This is a genomic window from Bradyrhizobium sp. WSM1417 (genome assembly GCF_000515415.1).
GTDB lineage: Bacteria > Pseudomonadota > Alphaproteobacteria > Rhizobiales > Xanthobacteraceae > Bradyrhizobium.
Map to the genome: position 1 here is coordinate 7,131,035 of NZ_KI911783.1, position 16,593 is coordinate 7,147,627.

The window sequence follows — 16,593 nt, forward strand, 5'->3', positions numbered from 1 at the left end:
CGCACGCCATGAATGTATTGTCTTCCGTCGATACCAAGAAAGCCGAGGCTGCCGAGATCGTGGACGAGCTCTGGTACAAGGACGCCATCATCTATCAGCTCCACGTCAAGGCGTTTGCCGATAGCAATCAGGACGGCATCGGCGATTTCGCAGGGCTGACAGAGAAGCTGCCTTATCTCCAGGAGCTCGGCGTCACCGCGCTCTGGCTGCTGCCGTTCTATCCCTCGCCCGGCCGCGACGACGGCTACGACATCGCCGATTACGGCGCGGTCAATCCCGATTTCGGGACGATGAAGGATTTCAAGCGCTTCATCCAGGAAGCGCAGAAGCGCGGCTTGCGCGTCATCACCGAGCTCGTCGTCAACCACACCTCGGACCAGCACAATTGGTTCAAGCGCGCGCGCCGCAGCCCTCCGGGCTCGAGCGCCCGCAACTGGTATGTCTGGAGCGACACCGACCAGAAATACCAGGGCACGCGCATCATCTTCACCGATACCGAGAAGTCGAACTGGACCTGGGACCACGAGGCCGGCGCGTTCTATTGGCACCGCTTCTTCTCGCACCAGCCGGATCTCAATTTCGACAATCCTCGCGTCGTCAGCGCCCTCATCCAGGTGATGAAGCGCTGGCTGGATGCCGGCGTCGACGGCTTCCGTCTGGACGCCATTCCCTATCTCTGCGAGCGCGAAGGTACCTCGAACGAGAACCTCCCCGAGACGCATGCCATCATCAAGCGGCTGCGCCACGAGCTGGATTCCTACTCCAAGGGCAAGCTGCTGCTGGCCGAAGCCAATCAATGGCCGGAGGACGTGCAGGAATATTTCGGCCGCGGCGACGAGTGCCACATGGCCTACCACTTCCCGCTGATGCCGCGCATCTACATGGCGATCGCGCAGGAGGACCGTTTCCCGATCACCGACATCCTGCGCCAGACGCCGGACATTCCCGCAAGCTGCCAATGGGCGCTGTTCCTGCGGAACCATGACGAGCTGACGCTGGAGATGGTGACCGACGTCGAGCGCGACTATCTGTGGACCACCTACGCCAACGATCCGCGGGCCCGCATCAACGTCGGCATCCGCCGGCGCCTTGCGCCGCTGATGGACAACGACCGGCGCAAGATCGAGCTGATGAACTCGCTGCTGCTGTCCTTCCCCGGCACGCCGATCATCTATTACGGCGACGAGATCGGGATGGGCGACAACATCTATCTCGGCGACCGCAACGGCGTGCGCACGCCGATGCAATGGAGCCCGGACCGCAACGGCGGCTTCTCGCGCTGTGACCCGGCCCGCCTCTACGCGCCGCTGATCATGGATCCCGTCTACGGCTACGAATCGGTGAACGTGGAGGCGCAGTCGCGCAGCCTGTCCTCGCTGCTCAGCGCCACCAAGCGCCTGATCTCGGTGCGCAAATCGACGCTCGCCTTCGGCCGCGGCACCATGACCTTCATCCGCCCGGCCAACCGCGCCGTGCTGGCCTATGTTCGGCAGTACCGCGACGAGGTGATCCTTTGCGTCGCCAATCTGTCGCGCGCGGCCCAGGCGACCGAGCTCGATCTGTCGCCCTGGAAGGACCGCATCCCGCAGGAGATGCTCGGCCGCACGCGTTTTCCGGCGATCGGCGAACTGCCCTACATGGTCACGCTGGGGCCCTATGGCTTCTACTGGTTCCAGCTCACCGAGCGCGACAAGTCCGAGCCGGTGACACCGCGCGCAGTGCCGGAATTCGAGACCCTGGTGGTGCCGGTGAACTCGACCTGGGTGTCGCTGGCGCGCGAGCGCGGCGTGTTCGAACATGAGGTGCTGCCGGGATTCCTGTCGCGCACGCGCTGGTATCCGGAGCACAATCCCAAGCAGATCAAGCCGACGCTGACCTCGGCGGTGCCGTTCTGCGACATCGGCGACAACAGGCCCTGGATCGCGTTTTTCGAGGCGGCGCAGGGCGACGTCACCACGCGCTACGTGCTGCCGATGCAGATCGAATGGGTGCGCTTCGACCGCGAACGCTTCAATCCCAGAGCGCTCGCCGCCGTGCGTCAGGGTGCCCGCGAAGGGACGCTGCTGGATGTGGCAACCGAGCAGATCTTCATCGGCCTGTTCCTGCGCAACCTGTCGCAGAACCTGGTGGTGGAAGAGAACAATCTGCGGCTGGAGTTCAAGGCGACCAGCCGGTTTGCCGAGTACACCATCAAGGAGCCCGAGCGCATCCGCACGATCGAGCAGTCGAACAGCACCGCGCTGGTCGACAACCAGTATGTCGCCAAGATCTATCGCCAGCTCGAAGCCGGCATCAATCCCGAGATCGAGATCGGCTCCTACCTCACCGAAATCGCCCGCTTTGCCAATACGCCGGCACTGCTCGGCAGCGTCGAGCTGGTCGAAGACGACCGTCGCAGCGCAGTCGGCGTGCTGCACGCCTATGTCGAGAACCAGGGCGACGGCTGGGGCGTCACCGCGGGCTATCTCGACCGCTATATCGACGAGCAGCGGGTGCTGCCCCCGGGCGAGATGCCCCGCGAGACACAGGAGCAAGCGCCCTATCTGCACTTCATTACGCAGATCGGCCGACGGCTCGCCGAGCTGCATGTGGCTCTGGCCGCTGCAAAGCCCGGAGATCTCGCGCCGGAGCCGATTGGCTCCGCACAAATCAAGCGCTGGTCATCCGAGCTCAAGGCACGGGCCGAGCGGGTTTTCGAGCGGCTGGCCGCCAGCGGCGACGGCCTGCGAGAGGCAGATCGGCCGCTGATCAATCAGCTCGCCGCGAAGCGCGCGTCCCTGGCAGGTCGGCTCGACGCGCTATTACCTTCCGAGATCGGCGGGTTGAACATCCGTCATCATGGCGACTTCCGCCTCGGGCAAACTCTGATCGTGAAGGACGATATCTTCATCATCGACTTCGACGGAGATCCGCGTTTGCCGCTGGCCGACAAGCGGCGCAAGCTGCCTGCGGCGCGCGACGTTGCCGGCCTGATCCGCTCGATTGATCTTTCGGTTAACGCGGCGCTCCACCGCGCGCTCACCGGTGCTTCCGACGAACAGGGCCGGCTTACGGCTGCCCTCGACGAATGGCGCGAGCGCACCACCGCGACGTTCCTCACCGCCTACCGCGAAGCCATGACCGATCGGCGGCTGTGGCCGGAAGATCCGCAATCCGCGGCAGGCCTGTTAAGGTTTTTCCTGCTTGATCAAGCGTTCGAGGAAGTAGAGTACGAGCTGTCCAACCGGCCTGAGGGGCTCCATGCGCCGCTGTCCGGACTGCTTCGCATTCTGTCCAGTATCGAGAGCGAAGCCCATGCCTAAACTCCCTGCCGAAGCCTATGCGATCATCGAGGGTCGCCACTCCGATCCGTTCCACTATCTCGGGCTGCATCCCGAGGGCGACAAGAGCGTGGTGCGCGCGTTTCTTCCTGATGCCTCCAACGTCGAAGCGGTGGGCGAGCACGGCGAGGTGGCGAAGCTCGATCGCGTCCATGATTCCGGCCTGTTCATCGGCGCTCTTCCGAACGGCGCGAAGCACTATCAGCTCCGCGCGAAGTTCGGCGACAACGTCATCGAATTCGAGGACACCTATCGCTTTCCGCCGATCCTGACTGATTTCGACCTTTATCTGCTCGGCGAAGGCACTCACCAGCGCCTTTACGACAAGCTCGGCGCACATCCGATACGGCTCGAAGGCATCGATGGCATCGGCTTCGTCGTGCTGGCGCCCAACGCCCGGCGTGTCTCCGTGGTCGGCGACTTCAACTTCTGGGACGGGCGCCGCCATCCGATGCGGGTGCGGGGCGCGGGCTATTGGGAATTGTTCATCCCGCACGCCAAGGCCGGCGACCACTACAAGTTCGAAATCATCGGACCGCATGGCCATCTGCTTCCGCTGAAGTCCGATCCGATGGCCTTTGCAAGCGAGGTGCGGCCGAAGACCGCTTCCATCGTGTTCGACGAGGCGCATCTGCCGCGGCCGCGACCGGCTCCCGACGGCATCAACGCGTTGTCCGCGCCGATGTCGATCTACGAGGTCCATCTCGGCTCATGGCGGCGCAAGAACGGCAATGAATGGCTGACCTATCGCGAACTGGCCGAGCAGCTGCCGGCCTACGCCCGCGACATGGGCTTTACCCATCTCGAATTCCTCCCCGTCAGCGAGCATCCTTTCGACGGCTCATGGGGCTATCAGCCGACCGGTCTGTATGCGCCGACCAGCCGCTTCGGCACGCCGGAGGATTTCGCCGCGCTGGTCGATGCCTGCCACCGCGAGGGCGTCGGCGTGCTGCTCGACTGGGTGCCCGGCCACTTCCCGGACGATCCGCACGGGCTCGGCAGCTTCGACGGCACAGCGCTGTACGAGCACGCCAACCCGCTCCAGGGCCGCCACCTCGATTGGGGCACGCTGATCTACAATTACGGCCGCACCGAAGTGACGAACTTCCTGGTATCGAACGCGCTGTTCTGGCTCGAGCGCTACGCGATCGACGGATTGCGCGTCGATGCGGTCGCGTCCATGCTCTACCTCGACTACAGCCGTCCGCCCGGCGCGTGGATTCCGAACCAGCATGGCGGAAGGGAGAACATCGAGGCGATCGCGTTCCTGCGCCGCTTCAACACCGAGCTGTTCGCGCGTTTCCCGAAGGCGACCACGGCCGCCGAAGAATCCACCGCCTGGCCGCAGGTTTCGCGTCCGGTCGAATTCGGCGGGCTCGGCTTCGGCTACAAGTGGAACATGGGCTGGATGCACGACACGCTGAACTACGTCAGCAAGGACCCGATCCACCGCAAGCATCACCACGGCGACATCCTGTTCGGCCTGCACTACGCCTTCTCGGAGAATTTCGTCCTGCCGCTGTCGCATGACGAAGTCGTGCACGGCAAGCGCTCGATCCTCGGGCGTATGCCCGGAGACGAATGGCAGCGTTTCGCGAATTTGCGCGCCTATTACAGCTTCATGTTCGGCCATCCCGGCAAGAAGCTGCTGTTCATGGGTGCCGAGATCGCACAAAGCCGCGAATGGAATCACGACCAGTCGCTCGACTGGCACTTGCTCGAGTACAAGCCCCATTCAGGCATCCAGGCGCTGATCCGGGATCTCAACCGGCTCTATCGCGCGGTGCCCGCGCTGCACCAGATGGACTGCGAGCAGGCCGGCTTCGAATGGCTGATCACCGACGATGCCAACCGCAACGTCTTCGCCTGGTTGCGCAAGGGATTTGACGAGCACGCCCGGTGCATGGTGATCGTCAACTTCTCACCCAACGTCTATCGCAACTACCGGGTTCGCGCGCCGCTCGGCGGCAAGTGGAAGGAAGTGTTCAACTCGGACTCCGCCCATTACGGCGGCAGCAATGTCGGCAACATCGGCGAAGTCCACGCCGTCAATGGCGAGCTCCGCCTCACCATTCCGCCGCTCGCTGCGATCTTCCTCGTTCCGGAAAGCTGAACGATGCGCCTGACTGCTGGATCGCCCGCACGCCTCGGCGCAAGCTGGGACGGACGCGGCACCAATTTCGCGCTGTTCTCCGCCAACGCGCACAAGGTCGAGCTGTGCCTGTTCGACATGCAGGGCCGCCGCGAGCTCGAGCGCGTCGAGCTGCCGGAGCGCACCGAGGATGTCTGGCACGGCTATCTCAACGACGTCTCGCCCGGCCAGCTCTACGGCTACCGCGTCCATGGCCCCTACGAGCCCGAGCACGGCCACCGCTTCAACGCCAACAAGCTGCTGCTCGACCCCTATGCCAAGCGGCTTTCCGGGCGGTTGGTCTGGAGCGATGCGCATTTCGCCTATCGCACCGGAAGCCCGCGCGAGGACCTGTCGTTCGACCGGCGCGACAACGCGCGCGGCATGCCCAAGGCCGTCGTCGTCGACGAGACCTTCAACTGGGGCCGGCGCGAGATACGGCCCAACATTCCCTGGGAAGACACCATCATCTACGAGGCCCACGTCAAGGGACTGACACAGAAGCGCGACGACGTGCCGCCGAATTTGCGCGGCACCTATGGCGGCCTGTCCTCGCCGGCGATGATCGAGCACCTGAAGAAGCTCGGCGTCACCACGGTGGAGCTTCTGCCGGTGCACAGCTTCGTCGACGACCGCATCCTGGTGGAGAAGAAGCTTGCCAATTACTGGGGCTACAACACCTTGTCCTTCTTCGCGCCCGAGCAGCGCTACGCCCAGGACAACGCCCTCGATTCCTTCCGCACCACGGTCGCGCGCCTGCACGACGCCGGCATCGAGGTGATGCTCGACGTCGTCTATAACCACACCGCCGAGGGCAATCACCTCGGCCCGACGTTGTGCTATCGCGGGATCGACAACGCCTCCTATTACTGGCTGAACCGCGAGAACCCGCGCTATTACGACGACTTCACCGGCTGCGGCTCGTCGGTGAACCTCACCCACCCGCGCGTGCTGCAGATGGTGATGGATTCCCTGCGCTACTGGGTCGAGGTCTGCCACGTCGACGGCTTCCGTTTCGACCTCGCCACCACGCTGGCGCGCGGGCCGAACGGTTATGATCGCGGCAGCTCGTTCCTGACCGCGATCCGCCAGGACCCGGTGCTGGCGAGCGTCAAGCTCGTCGCCGAACCCTGGGACCTCGGCCTCGGCGGCTATCAGGTCGGCGCATTTCCCTCGCAATGGTCGGAGTGGAACGACCGCTACCGCAGCGCCATGCGCCGCTACTGGAGCGGCGAAGGCAGCCTGATCGGCGACATCTCCAGCCGCATGACGGCGTCCTCCGACCTGTTCAACCACGATGGACGGCGGCCGCGCGCCAGCGTCAACCACATCACCGTGCATGACGGTTTCACCCTGGCCGATCTCTTCAGCTACAACGAGAAGCACAACGAGGCCAATGGCGAGGACAACCGCGACGGCTCCAACGACAATCACAGCAACAATTGCGGTGTCGAGGGCCCGACCGACGATCTCCAAATCGTCAGCTTGCGCCGGCAGCTTCGCAAGAACGTGCTGGCTTGCCTCATGCTGGCGCAGGGCATTCCGCTGATCCTCGCCGGCGACGAGGTCGGGAATTCGCAATCAGGCAACAACAACGCCTATTGCCAGGACAACGAGGTTGGCTGGGTCGGCTGGGACAATCTCGGCAAGGACGGCGACGACATGGTCGATTTCGTCGCCGAGCTCGCCGACATCCGCCGCCGGTTCTCGCAGCTTCGCAGCCATCGCTGGCTCGACGGCCGCCCCAAGGACGGCATCTCCTACGGCGCGCTGTGGCTGACGCCGGCCGGCGACGAAATGACGGAAAGCGACTGGAAATTCCCGGAAGGGCGGTTCCTCTCCTATGTGATGGGGCCGATGGAACCCGGCAGCGCCGCGATCTTTATCGTACTCAACGCAGCCCCCGAAGAGATCGCATTCAAATTGCCAAAAATGACCGATTACAAGAGCTGGCAGCAAATCCTCAACACGACCGACGCCAAGCTGAACACGGTCGACTTCCAGCCCGGGAGCGACAGCAAGGCGCCGCCGCGCTCCGTGCTCGCTTTCGCGGGGGCGCTATGAGGCCATCCTTCGGGGCGAGGCCGACGAAGGACGGCGTATCGTTCCGGCTGTGGGCGCCTGCCGCGCGCCGTGTCGATCTCCTGCTCGACAGACGACACGCGATGCAGCGCCGGCAGGATGGCTGGTATGTCGCCGAGATTGCCAATCTGCCCGTCGGCAGCAACTACAAATTCAGGATCGACGACGAGATCGACGTGCCCGATCCGGCGTCTGCATTCCAGCCCGACGACGTGTTCGGCCCGAGCGAGGTGATCGATCATGACGCCTTCGCCTGGCGCGCATCCGATTGGCGCGGCCGTCCCTGGGAAGAGACGGTGCTGATCGAGACGCATGTCGGCACCTTCACCGCGGAAGGCACCTATCGCGCCATGATCGACAAGCTCGATCATCTCGTCGCGACCGGCATCACCGCGGTCGAGCTGATGCCGCTGGCCGACTTCGCCGGTCGCCGCGGCTGGGGTTATGATGGCGTGCTGTGGTACGCGCCCGACAGCGCCTATGGTCATCCCGATGATTTGAAGACGCTTATCGACGAAGCCCATCTGCGCGGGCTGATGGTGTTCCTCGACGTCGTCTACAATCATTTCGGCCCCGAGGGAAATTACCTCGGCCGCTACGCGCCGGCCTTCTTCACCGACGCGCACACGCCATGGGGCAGTGCGATCGATTATCGCGTGCCGCAGGTTCGCGCTTTTGCCGTCGAGAACGCGCTGTCGTGGCTCAGCGACTATCGCTTCGACGGCCTGAGGCTCGATGCCGCCAATCACATCATGGCGATCCCGGGCGAGCAATCCATGCTGCAAGACCTCAGCGTCGCCGCAGGCGAGCTTGCCAAGGCGACGGGGCGGCACATTCATCTCGTGCTGGAGAACGGCGACAACCGCGCCAGCCTGCTCGACGCGGCGCAGGAGCCTCCGAACGGCAAATATCGCGGACAGTGGAACGACGACTACCACCACGTCTGGCACGTGATGCTGACGGGAGAGCTGGCGGGCTATTACGCGGACTATCAGACGCCGCGGCTCGATCTCGCACGCGCGCTCGCCTCCGGCTTCGTCTATCAGGGCGAGATCTCGGAATTCTGGGGCAAGAAGCCGCGCGGCGAGAAAAGCGATGAGCTGCCGCCGGCAACCTTCGTCAACTTCCTGCAAAACCACGACCAGATCGGCAACCGGCCGCTCGGCGACCGGCTCGAAAGCCTGGCATCGCCCAAGCAGATCGAAGCCGCGCTTGCGGTGACCCTGCTCGCGCCGATGGTGCCGATGCTGTTTCAGGGCGAGGAGTGGGGCTCCACCGCGCCCTTCCCGTTCTTCTGCGACTTCCAGGGCGGACTGGCTGACGCCGTCCGCAAGGGGCGCAGGCAGGAATACGCCTGGGCCTATGAAAAGTACGGCGACGAGGTGCCCGACCCGCTCGATCCGGCAACGCTGCAATCGGCCGTGCTCGACTGGACCGGCCACACGCCGGAGCAGGATGCACGCCTCGCGCTGGTGCGGGAGCTGCTCGCGCTCCGCCACAAGGAGATCGCGCCGCGACTGAAAGGTGCGCGCTTCGGTGATGCCGCCGTGGCCGATAGCGGCCTGCTCACCGCACATTGGCACATGGGAGATGGTGCGACGTTGCGCCTCGTGGCCAATCTCTCCGACAAGGACATCACATATTCCGACGGCGGTGTGGGCACCCCGATCTGGGGCGGCGCGACTGGCGACCGGCTTGCGCCCTGGTCGGTGGTCTGGCGCCTCGGAGGTTGACATGCCTTCAGCCATTCCTCTCGCAACCTACCGGCTTCAGCTCACCGCGGATTTCGACTTCGACAAGGCCGCCGCGGTGGTGCCCTATCTGAAGGCGCTGGGCATCACGCATCTCTACACATCGCCCGTGATGAAGGCCCGCAAGGGCTCGACCCACGGCTACGACACCGTCGATCACAGTCAATTCAATCCGGAGCTCGGCGGCGAGGCCGGCTTCGCGCGGCTGAGCGAAGCGCTGATACGACACGACCTCGGCCTCATCATCGATTTCGTACCGAACCATGTCGGCGTCCACTTCGCCGACAATCCCTGGTGGCTGGACGTGCTGGAATGGGGCCAGGCCTCGCCGCACGCCGTCTCCTTCGATATCGATTGGGATCAACTGGCTTTCCGCGCCCGTGGCGGCGTGCTGCTGCCGATCCTCGGAGCGTCCTATGGCGAAGCGCTCGAGAGCGGCGATATCGAGCTGCGCTACGATCCCGACGAAGGTAGTTTTTCCGCCTGGTATTTCGAGCATCGATTGCCGATCGCGCCGGAGCGCTATGGCGAGATGCTGCGGATGATCGTTAAGGAAGCCGACGCCGCACAAACCGAACCTGGCAAGCGCCTGTTGTCGCTCGCGGCGCGCTACACGGGACTGCGCCGCCCCAACCGCAAGGAAGCGCCCGGCTTCAAGGCGGAGCTCAGGGAGATCGCAGGCAGCGCCGACATCATCGCGCGCGGCCTCGGCGCCTATCACGCCGCCAAGGACCGCGCCGCCCCGACGCTGGCGCTGCATCATCTGCTGGAGCGCCAGCACTACAAGCTCGGGCACTGGCGGCTTGCCTCCAGCGACATCAACTATCGCCGCTTCTTCGACGTCAACGGGCTCGCCGGCATGCGCGTCGAGGATCCCGGCACGTTCGCCGCCACGCACCGGCTGGTGAAGCAACTCATTGCCGACGGCAAACTGCAAGGCATCCGGCTCGATCATATCGACGGCCTGCGCGATCCCGCGCAATATTGCCAGCGGCTGCGCCGGCTGGTGCGCGACGCGCAGGGCACCACAAAGCCGTTCTATACGGTGATCGAGAAAATCCTGTGCGAGCACGAGCGCCTGCCGCATTTCGCCGGCGTCCAGGGCACCACCGGCTATGAGTGGATGAATGCCATCACTCACGTTCTGGTCGACGCCAACGGGCTGGAGGCCCTGGACGAGACCTGGCGGCAGATCAGCAACCGGCCGCCGCGGCTCGCGCCTTACGTCAAGGACGCCAAAAGGCGCGTGCTGGAGACGCTGCTGACCAGCGAATTTACCGTTCTGACGCGCCTGCTTGCGCGCATCGCCAACGGGCACTACTCGACCCGCGACTTTTCCGCCGACAGCCTGCGGCAGGCGCTCGAGCTCTACGTGCTGCATTTCCCGGTGTACCGGACCTATTTGACGACAGGCGCGCCGACGGCGAACGATCGCAAGCTGATCGACAACACTATCGAGTACGCTCGCCGGGAATGGTTCGCCGCGGACGAAGGCATTTTCGACTTCCTGCGCGACGCCCTCACCATGGACCTGCTCAAGCCCGGCCGTCCCCCGCACAGCGCCCCGCGGGTGCGCCGCTTTGCGCTGAAGGTGCAGCAATTCACCGGGCCGATGATGGCGAAGTCGCTGGAGGACACGGCTTTCTATCAGTTCCACCGGCTGCTCGCCCTCAACGAAGTCGGCGGCGATCCCGCGAGCAAGGGCCTCACTATTCTCGCGTTCCACGAGACAATGCAGGCCCGCGCCAGGGAATGGCCGCAAGGGATGACGGCGACCGCCACGCACGACACCAAACGTGGCGAGGACGCCCGGGCGCGGATCGCTGCCTTAAGTGAAATTCCCGGCGAATGGACCAGCGCCGTGGCGCGCTGGAAAGTCCTGAACGCACCGCACCTCGCGCTCGACGGCAATCTTCGCGCTCCGTCGGCTACGTTCGAATACATGCTCTACCAGACGCTGCTCGGCGCCTGGCCGCTCGGAGAGACGGCCGATGCCGGTTTCGTCGAACGTATCCAGGCCTATGCGCTCAAGGCCGCGCGCGAGGGCAAGGAGGAGACGAGCTGGCTCAACCCGCACGAGGCCTATGAGAACGGCGTCAAGAGCTTCATCGCGAAGATCCTCGATCCCACGCAATCAGGCGAATTCCTCGAGGCGCTGCAAACCCTGGCGCGCCGCGTCGCGCTGCTCGGCGCGCTCAACGCGCTGAGCCAGCTCACGCTCAAGGCGACTCTGCCAGGCGTCCCCGACTTCTACCAAGGCACCGAATTCTGGGACCTCTCGCTGGTCGATCCGGACAACCGTCGCCCGGTGGATTTTTCCGCGCGACACGCGGCGCTGGGCACGCTGGACAATCCGGATTGGAATCATCTGATCAAGAGCTGGCCGGACGGCCAGCTCAAGCTGTCCTGGACGCGGCACCTGCTCAAGCTGCGCAACGAGCTGCCCGACGTCTTCGCGCGAGGTGACTACCAGCCGCTTCAGGTGCGGGGCGCACATGCCGACCATGTCGTGGCCTTTGCCCGCCGCCACGGCCGCACTGCTGCGATCGTCGCTATCGGGCGCCACTTCGCACCTTTCACGCAAGCAGGACGCGAATGGCCGGCCCTCGATGGGGTCGATGCCACCGTCGACATCACGGGCTACAACGTGCCGGGCTTTGCAGGGAACGATCTGCCGCTCGCGCAGGCGCTTCGCGGTTTTCCCGCTTCTGTGATCCCGGCGCGCCCCGCGGGTGCGGCGAAGCCGGTGCGACAGCGCGCCCGCGCTTGAACGCTAACTTTTCGCGTCTTTGCCCAACAGCAGCTGGCCGCGCTTGCGGATCGTGGCCTGCGCCATTTCGGCAAAGCGCTGCAATAGCCAAGGCAGCACCACCTGCACCTTCACATGGTCGTCGGCGACTTCGACCTGCCCCGTTGCGATCTGCCCGAGGGCGCGGATGCGAAAATTCATGCTGTCGCCGTTCCAGCGCTCCTCCTCGACCTGCATCACGGGAATGCTGGCGGCCGCACGGCCGAGCCCGGTCTTGAGCCGGCGTACCGCCTCCTCGCGGCCGAGGCGGTGGGGAATGGAGACGACAAGCGGTGCTGACATGGCTCTGCCCGGTTAGTGATTGAACCTCACATAATCATGCCCGCCGGTACCACAAAGGTTCCATGCAAGTTGCGCGTGCACCCGGTGTTTCATTGGCGGAACTTTAAAACCTGCGGCAAGTTGCCCTCGCACCACGGGACAGGTTGCAAACGACCCTTCCAACGAAGGGCTGGAGGAGATTTCCGCATGTCTATCGGTACGATCATTCTGATCATTTTGGTCATCGCGCTGCTCGGCGGCTTCAGCGGCATCGGCGGCGGCCCGTTCTACGGCACCGGCTATTACGGCGGCGGCGGCCTCGGGCTCGTCATCGTGATCTTGCTGATCCTGTTGCTGCTGGGACGGATCTAGCGACCGAGCGAAGATCTAGTTCGGTAGGGTGGGTTAGCCGCGAGGCGTAACCCACCTCTTTTCTTTCCGCGTCAACAGAAGTGGTGGGTTACGCTTCGCTAACCCACCCTACTTCTTTTTCGCCGCGAGCTTCTTGATGGCTGTCTTGATCGACACGGCCGCATCGTCATAACCATCCCACGCCTTCGACCGCGGCAGCAGACCGGGCACGCTGCGCAGCGTGTAGCGCTTCGGATCGAGATCGGTCTTCACCTGCGCCCAGGTGAGCGGCATCGACACGGTGGCGCCGGGGCGCGCACGCGGCGACAGCGGGGCCACCGCCGTCGACATGCGGTCGTTGCGCAAATAGTCCAGGAAGATCTTTCCCTCTCGCAACTTCTTCGACATGTTGAGCAGGTAGCGCTCGGGAGCGTCGTCCGCCATCCACTGGCAAACGCCTTGTGCGAAGGCCTTCGCCTCTTTCCAGCTCACCTGATCGCGCGCGCCATGACGCAGCGGTACCACGACGTGCAGGCCCTTGCCGCCCGTGGTCTTGCAGAAGCTTTCCATGCCGATGTCGGTCAGCCGCTGCCGCATCTCCTTGGCGGCCTCGACGACCTCGGCGAAGACGACGTCGGGCGCCGGGTCGAGATCGAACACCAGCCGGCCCGGGGTGTCGTAGGCGTAGGGCGCGCAATTCCACGGATGCAACTCGACCCCACCAATCTGTGCTACGGCCGCGAGCCCCTCGACCCGATCGATCTGCAGATAAGGCTTGCGGTCGCCGGAGACCCGCGCGAGCTCCAGAAGGTTCGACGTGCCCTGCATGGCGTGGCGCTGGAAGAAGCATTCGCCCTTGATGCCGTCCGGGGCGCGGATCAGCGAGCACGGACGGCCCTTCAGGTGCACGATCATCCATTCGCCGATTGCTTCGAGGTAGCGCGCGAGATCCAGCTTGGTGACGGGATCGCCATTGCCGTCGTCCGGCCAGAGCTCCTTGTCCGGCTTGGAAATGACGACTCCCATCACTTCGGCACTGCCGGCTTGCGCTGTTCGTGCGCCGGTCTTCGCCTGCGCGCGCGGCTTGGCGCGTCGCTTCGTCGAAGGCTCGGCAAGCTCGGTATCGACCGGTGTCTCGGCCTCGACCTCCTTCGCCGGCTTGTCTTGCCGCAGCCCCTTGAAGGCGGCCTGGCGGATATTGCCGTCGGCGGTGAAGCCGGCGAACTCGATCTCCGCCACGAGCTCCGGCTTCAGCCAGTGCACCTCCCGCGCTTTCTTCGGTGCATTCTTGCCGCCGAACGGGCTTTGCTTCGCCTCCATGGCCTTCAAGGACGGCATGATGCGCTTGACCTTGTCGGCGCCGAAGCCGGTGCCGACCATGCCGACGAAGGCGAGATGATCACCGCGGTGCACGCCGGCCATCAGCGAGCGGAATTTGCCGTTGGTTGTCTTGTAGCCGCCGATCACGACCTCATGGCCAGCGCGGCATTTGGCCTTGGTCCAGCTTTCCGTCCGCCCCGAACGATAAGCCGCGTCCAGCTTCTTCGATACGACGCCCTCAAGCTCGAGCTTGCAGGCCGATTGCAGCACGGCGTCGCCGCCGCTTTCGAAATGCTCGACATAGCGGATCTGGCTCGATTTGCGCTTGCGCGCCTCCAGCAGCTCCTTCAACGGCGCCTTGCGCTCGCCGAGCGGTAGCCGCCGCAAATCGAGGCCTTCGACGAACAGGAGGTCGAAGGCGAAGAAGATGAGCTCGTCGGTCTTGCCGTCCGACAGCGCGGCCTGGAGCGACGAAAAGTTCGGTGCGCCGTTGTGGTCGAGCGCGACGATCTCGCCGTCGATCATCATATCCGGCAACGCGCCCGCTTCCTTCGCTATGCTTGCGAATTTTTCGGTCCAGTCGAGGCCTTTGCGCGTCTTCAACGTCGCCTTGCCGCCCTCGACCCGCAGCTGCACGCGGTAGCCGTCGAACTTGATCTCGTGGCACCAGCCATCGCCACCCGGCGGGCGCTCGACCGAGGTGCAGAGCTGCGGCGCCACGAAATCCGGCATCTCCGCCGCCTTCTTCGCGCTCGTGGCGGTCGTGGCTTTCTTCTTTACCGTTTTGCCGGTCTTCAACGCCGCGCGCGGTGCTGGCGTGACCGTGCGCCCTTTCGTTTCGTCGGCCCGGTTGGACTGCCAGACCGCGTCGGCCTTGGCCCTGGTGCCCTTCGCCAGCATGAACGGCTTTGGTGCGCGGCCCTTCCCCTCCGCGATCTGCTCCATCGCACGGCCGGAGGCGACCGACTTGTCCTCCTCGAGAATGTCGTTGTCTGCGCCCTCGCGAACATATTCGTCGCGATGCTTGATCAAGAGCCAATTGGTCCGTTTGCCGCCGGTGCGATCGTTGCGCATGCGCACCAGGACCCAGCTGCCGTGCAGCTTCTCGCCATGCAGGGTGAACTTCAGATCGCCCTTCTTGAAACCGCGTTCGGGATCTTCGGATTCCCAGGTGCCGCGGTCCCACAGCATGACCGTGCCGCCGCCGTACTGGCCTTCCGGAATCGTGCCCTCGAAGTCGCCATAGTCGAGCGGATGGTCCTCGACCTCGACGGCCAGCCGCTTGTCGTGCGGATCGAGCGAGGGCCCTTTCGTCACCGCCCAGGACTTGAAGACGCCGTCGAACTCGAGCCGCAGATCGTAGTGCAGCCGCGTGGCGTCGTGCTTCTGGATCACGAAGCGCCGCTGCTTCGATGGCGCCACCGCGGTTTTGCCCGACGGCTCAGGCGTCTTCTCGAAATCACGTTTCTGTCGATACTTGGAGAGCTTTTGCAGCACGACTGGTCCCGGATTCTCTTTCGGCGTGGAAGCCTATCACGGCCCGCATCCCACCCGGAACCAAAACCCCGCGGGACGGTTGGGGTTCCAAAATGACTCGCAGACGCTGGAGAACGGAATGGCACCGCGCGCCTATTGGAAGGGAACGTTGAAGCTCTCGCTGGTCAGTTGTCCCGTTGTGCTTTATCCGGCGACCACCGCGGCCGAGAAGACGCGGTTTCACATGATCAACCGCGAGACCGGCAACCGGTTGAAGCAGCAGATGATCGACGCCGAGACCGGCGACATCGTCGAGAGCGACCAGAAGGGCCGCGGCTACGAGCTGCGCAAGGGCAAATATGTCGAGATCGAGCCGGAGGAGCTCGAAGCCGTCCAGATCGAGAGCAACCACACCATCGACATCGAGAGCTTTGTGCCGAGCGACGAGATCGACCAGCGCTACCTCAACCATCCCTACTATATCGCGCCCGACGGCAAGGCCGCGGTCGATGCCTTCGCCGTGATCCGCGACGCCATGAAGGACCAGGATCGCATCGCGCTCGCCAAGATCGTGCTCACCAATCGCGAGCACATCATCGCGATCGAACCGCTCGGCAAGGGTCTGCTCGGCACCACGCTGCGCTTCCCGTACGAGCTGCGCGACGAGGACCAGTTCTTCGATGACATCAAGAGCCCGAAGATCACCAAGGACATGGTCGAGCTCGCCGGCCATATCCTCCAGACCAAGGCCTCCCATTTCGATCCCAGCAAGTTCAAGGACGACTACGAGAACGCGCTGAAGGCCCTGGTGAAGCGCAAGGCCAGCGGCAAGACAATCGAACTGCCGGAGCCCGAGGAGCGGCCGAGCAATGTGGTCAGCCTGATGGATGCGCTGAAGCAGAGCTTGAAGGGACGCGGCGGGAAGAAGACGGCGGCGAAGTCCCATGCGCGCCGGGCGTCGGGGCGAACGCGCGCCGCGAAGAAGACGCATCGGTCGACGGCGCGGCAGAGGAAGGCGGGTTAGCTCTCCGCCGCGCATACGGCTCTCTTCCCTCGTGGTGAGGAGGCGCGAAGCGCCGTCTCGAACCATGC

Annotated in this window: 9 protein-coding genes; 7 read left to right on the forward strand and 2 right to left on the reverse strand. The window is 64.4% G+C overall.

The annotated features are described in order from the left end of the window. The first annotated feature begins 8 nt into the window (after positions 1 to 8). From treS to treY, 5 genes are read left to right on the forward strand one after another with little or no spacing between them, the layout of a single operon-like run. Complete coding sequence (treS, locus tag BRA1417_RS0134905) at positions 9 to 3,302, forward strand: maltose alpha-D-glucosyltransferase (RefSeq protein WP_027519781.1); 3,294 nt, start codon at positions 9 to 11, stop codon at positions 3,300 to 3,302. Further along, positions 3,295 to 5,433: a 1,4-alpha-glucan branching protein GlgB gene (glgB, locus tag BRA1417_RS0134910; protein WP_027519782.1), complete on the forward strand. Its 2,139-nt coding sequence runs from the start codon at positions 3,295 to 3,297 to the stop codon at positions 5,431 to 5,433. The genes treS and glgB overlap by 8 nt, the downstream gene beginning before the upstream one ends. 3 nt (positions 5,434 to 5,436) lie before the next feature. Then, the gene (glgX, locus tag BRA1417_RS0134915) at positions 5,437 to 7,515 is read left to right on the forward strand and encodes a glycogen debranching protein GlgX (protein ID WP_027519783.1); all 2,079 of its coding nucleotides are present in this window, start codon (positions 5,437 to 5,439) and stop codon (positions 7,513 to 7,515) included. Next, positions 7,512 to 9,266: a malto-oligosyltrehalose trehalohydrolase gene (treZ, locus tag BRA1417_RS0134920; RefSeq protein WP_027519784.1), complete on the forward strand. Its 1,755-nt coding sequence runs from the start codon at positions 7,512 to 7,514 to the stop codon at positions 9,264 to 9,266. Before glgX ends, treZ begins: the two co-directional genes overlap by 4 nt. A 1-nt stretch (position 9,267) precedes the next feature. Continuing rightward, positions 9,268 to 12,054, forward strand: a complete 2,787-nt coding sequence (gene treY, locus BRA1417_RS0134925) for a malto-oligosyltrehalose synthase (protein ID WP_027519785.1) — start codon at positions 9,268 to 9,270, stop codon at positions 12,052 to 12,054. Positions 12,055 to 12,057: 3 nt separating this feature from the next. Here the strand turns inward: treY and BRA1417_RS0134930 are convergent, their stop codons facing one another. Continuing rightward, positions 12,058 to 12,375: a polyhydroxyalkanoic acid system family protein gene (locus BRA1417_RS0134930; RefSeq protein WP_027519786.1), complete on the reverse strand. Its 318-nt coding sequence runs from the start codon at positions 12,373 to 12,375 to the stop codon at positions 12,058 to 12,060. Between the two features lie 186 nt (positions 12,376 to 12,561). Here BRA1417_RS0134930 and BRA1417_RS43300 point away from each other — a divergent pair, with 186 nt between their 5' ends. Beyond that, on the forward strand, positions 12,562 to 12,726 hold the full coding sequence (locus tag BRA1417_RS43300; RefSeq protein ID WP_007595743.1) for a DUF3309 family protein: 165 nt from the start codon (positions 12,562 to 12,564) through the stop codon (positions 12,724 to 12,726). A gap of 108 nt (positions 12,727 to 12,834) precedes the next feature. On the opposite strand, the gene ligD is transcribed toward BRA1417_RS43300, so the two are convergent. Next, complete coding sequence (ligD, locus tag BRA1417_RS0134940) at positions 12,835 to 15,522, reverse strand: DNA ligase D (RefSeq protein WP_027519787.1); 2,688 nt, start codon at positions 15,520 to 15,522, stop codon at positions 12,835 to 12,837. A gap of 118 nt (positions 15,523 to 15,640) precedes the next feature. On the opposite strand from ligD, the gene BRA1417_RS0134945 reads away from it, so the two are divergent. After that, positions 15,641 to 16,525, forward strand: coding sequence for a Ku protein (locus BRA1417_RS0134945; RefSeq protein WP_027519788.1), 885 nt, complete (start codon positions 15,641 to 15,643; stop codon positions 16,523 to 16,525). Positions 16,526 to 16,593: the final 68 nt, after the last annotated feature.

Bases quoted from the DNA above. Each gene is read 5' to 3' on its own strand.
- glgB (WP_027519782.1), top strand. From the start codon at position 3,295: ATGCCTAAACTCCCTGCCGAAGCCTATGCGATCATCGAGGGTCGCCAC.
- treY (WP_027519785.1), top strand. From the start codon at position 9,268: ATGCCTTCAGCCATTCCTCTCGCAACCTACCGGCTTCAGCTCACCGCG.
- BRA1417_RS0134930 (WP_027519786.1), bottom strand. From the start codon at position 12,375: ATGTCAGCACCGCTTGTCGTCTCCATTCCCCACCGCCTCGGCCGCGAG.
- BRA1417_RS0134945 (WP_027519788.1), top strand. From the start codon at position 15,641: ATGGCACCGCGCGCCTATTGGAAGGGAACGTTGAAGCTCTCGCTGGTC.
- treS (WP_027519781.1), top strand. From the start codon at position 9: ATGAATGTATTGTCTTCCGTCGATACCAAGAAAGCCGAGGCTGCCGAG.
- BRA1417_RS43300 (WP_007595743.1), top strand. From the start codon at position 12,562: ATGTCTATCGGTACGATCATTCTGATCATTTTGGTCATCGCGCTGCTC.
- glgX (WP_027519783.1), top strand. From the start codon at position 5,437: ATGCGCCTGACTGCTGGATCGCCCGCACGCCTCGGCGCAAGCTGGGAC.
- treZ (WP_027519784.1), top strand. From the start codon at position 7,512: ATGAGGCCATCCTTCGGGGCGAGGCCGACGAAGGACGGCGTATCGTTC.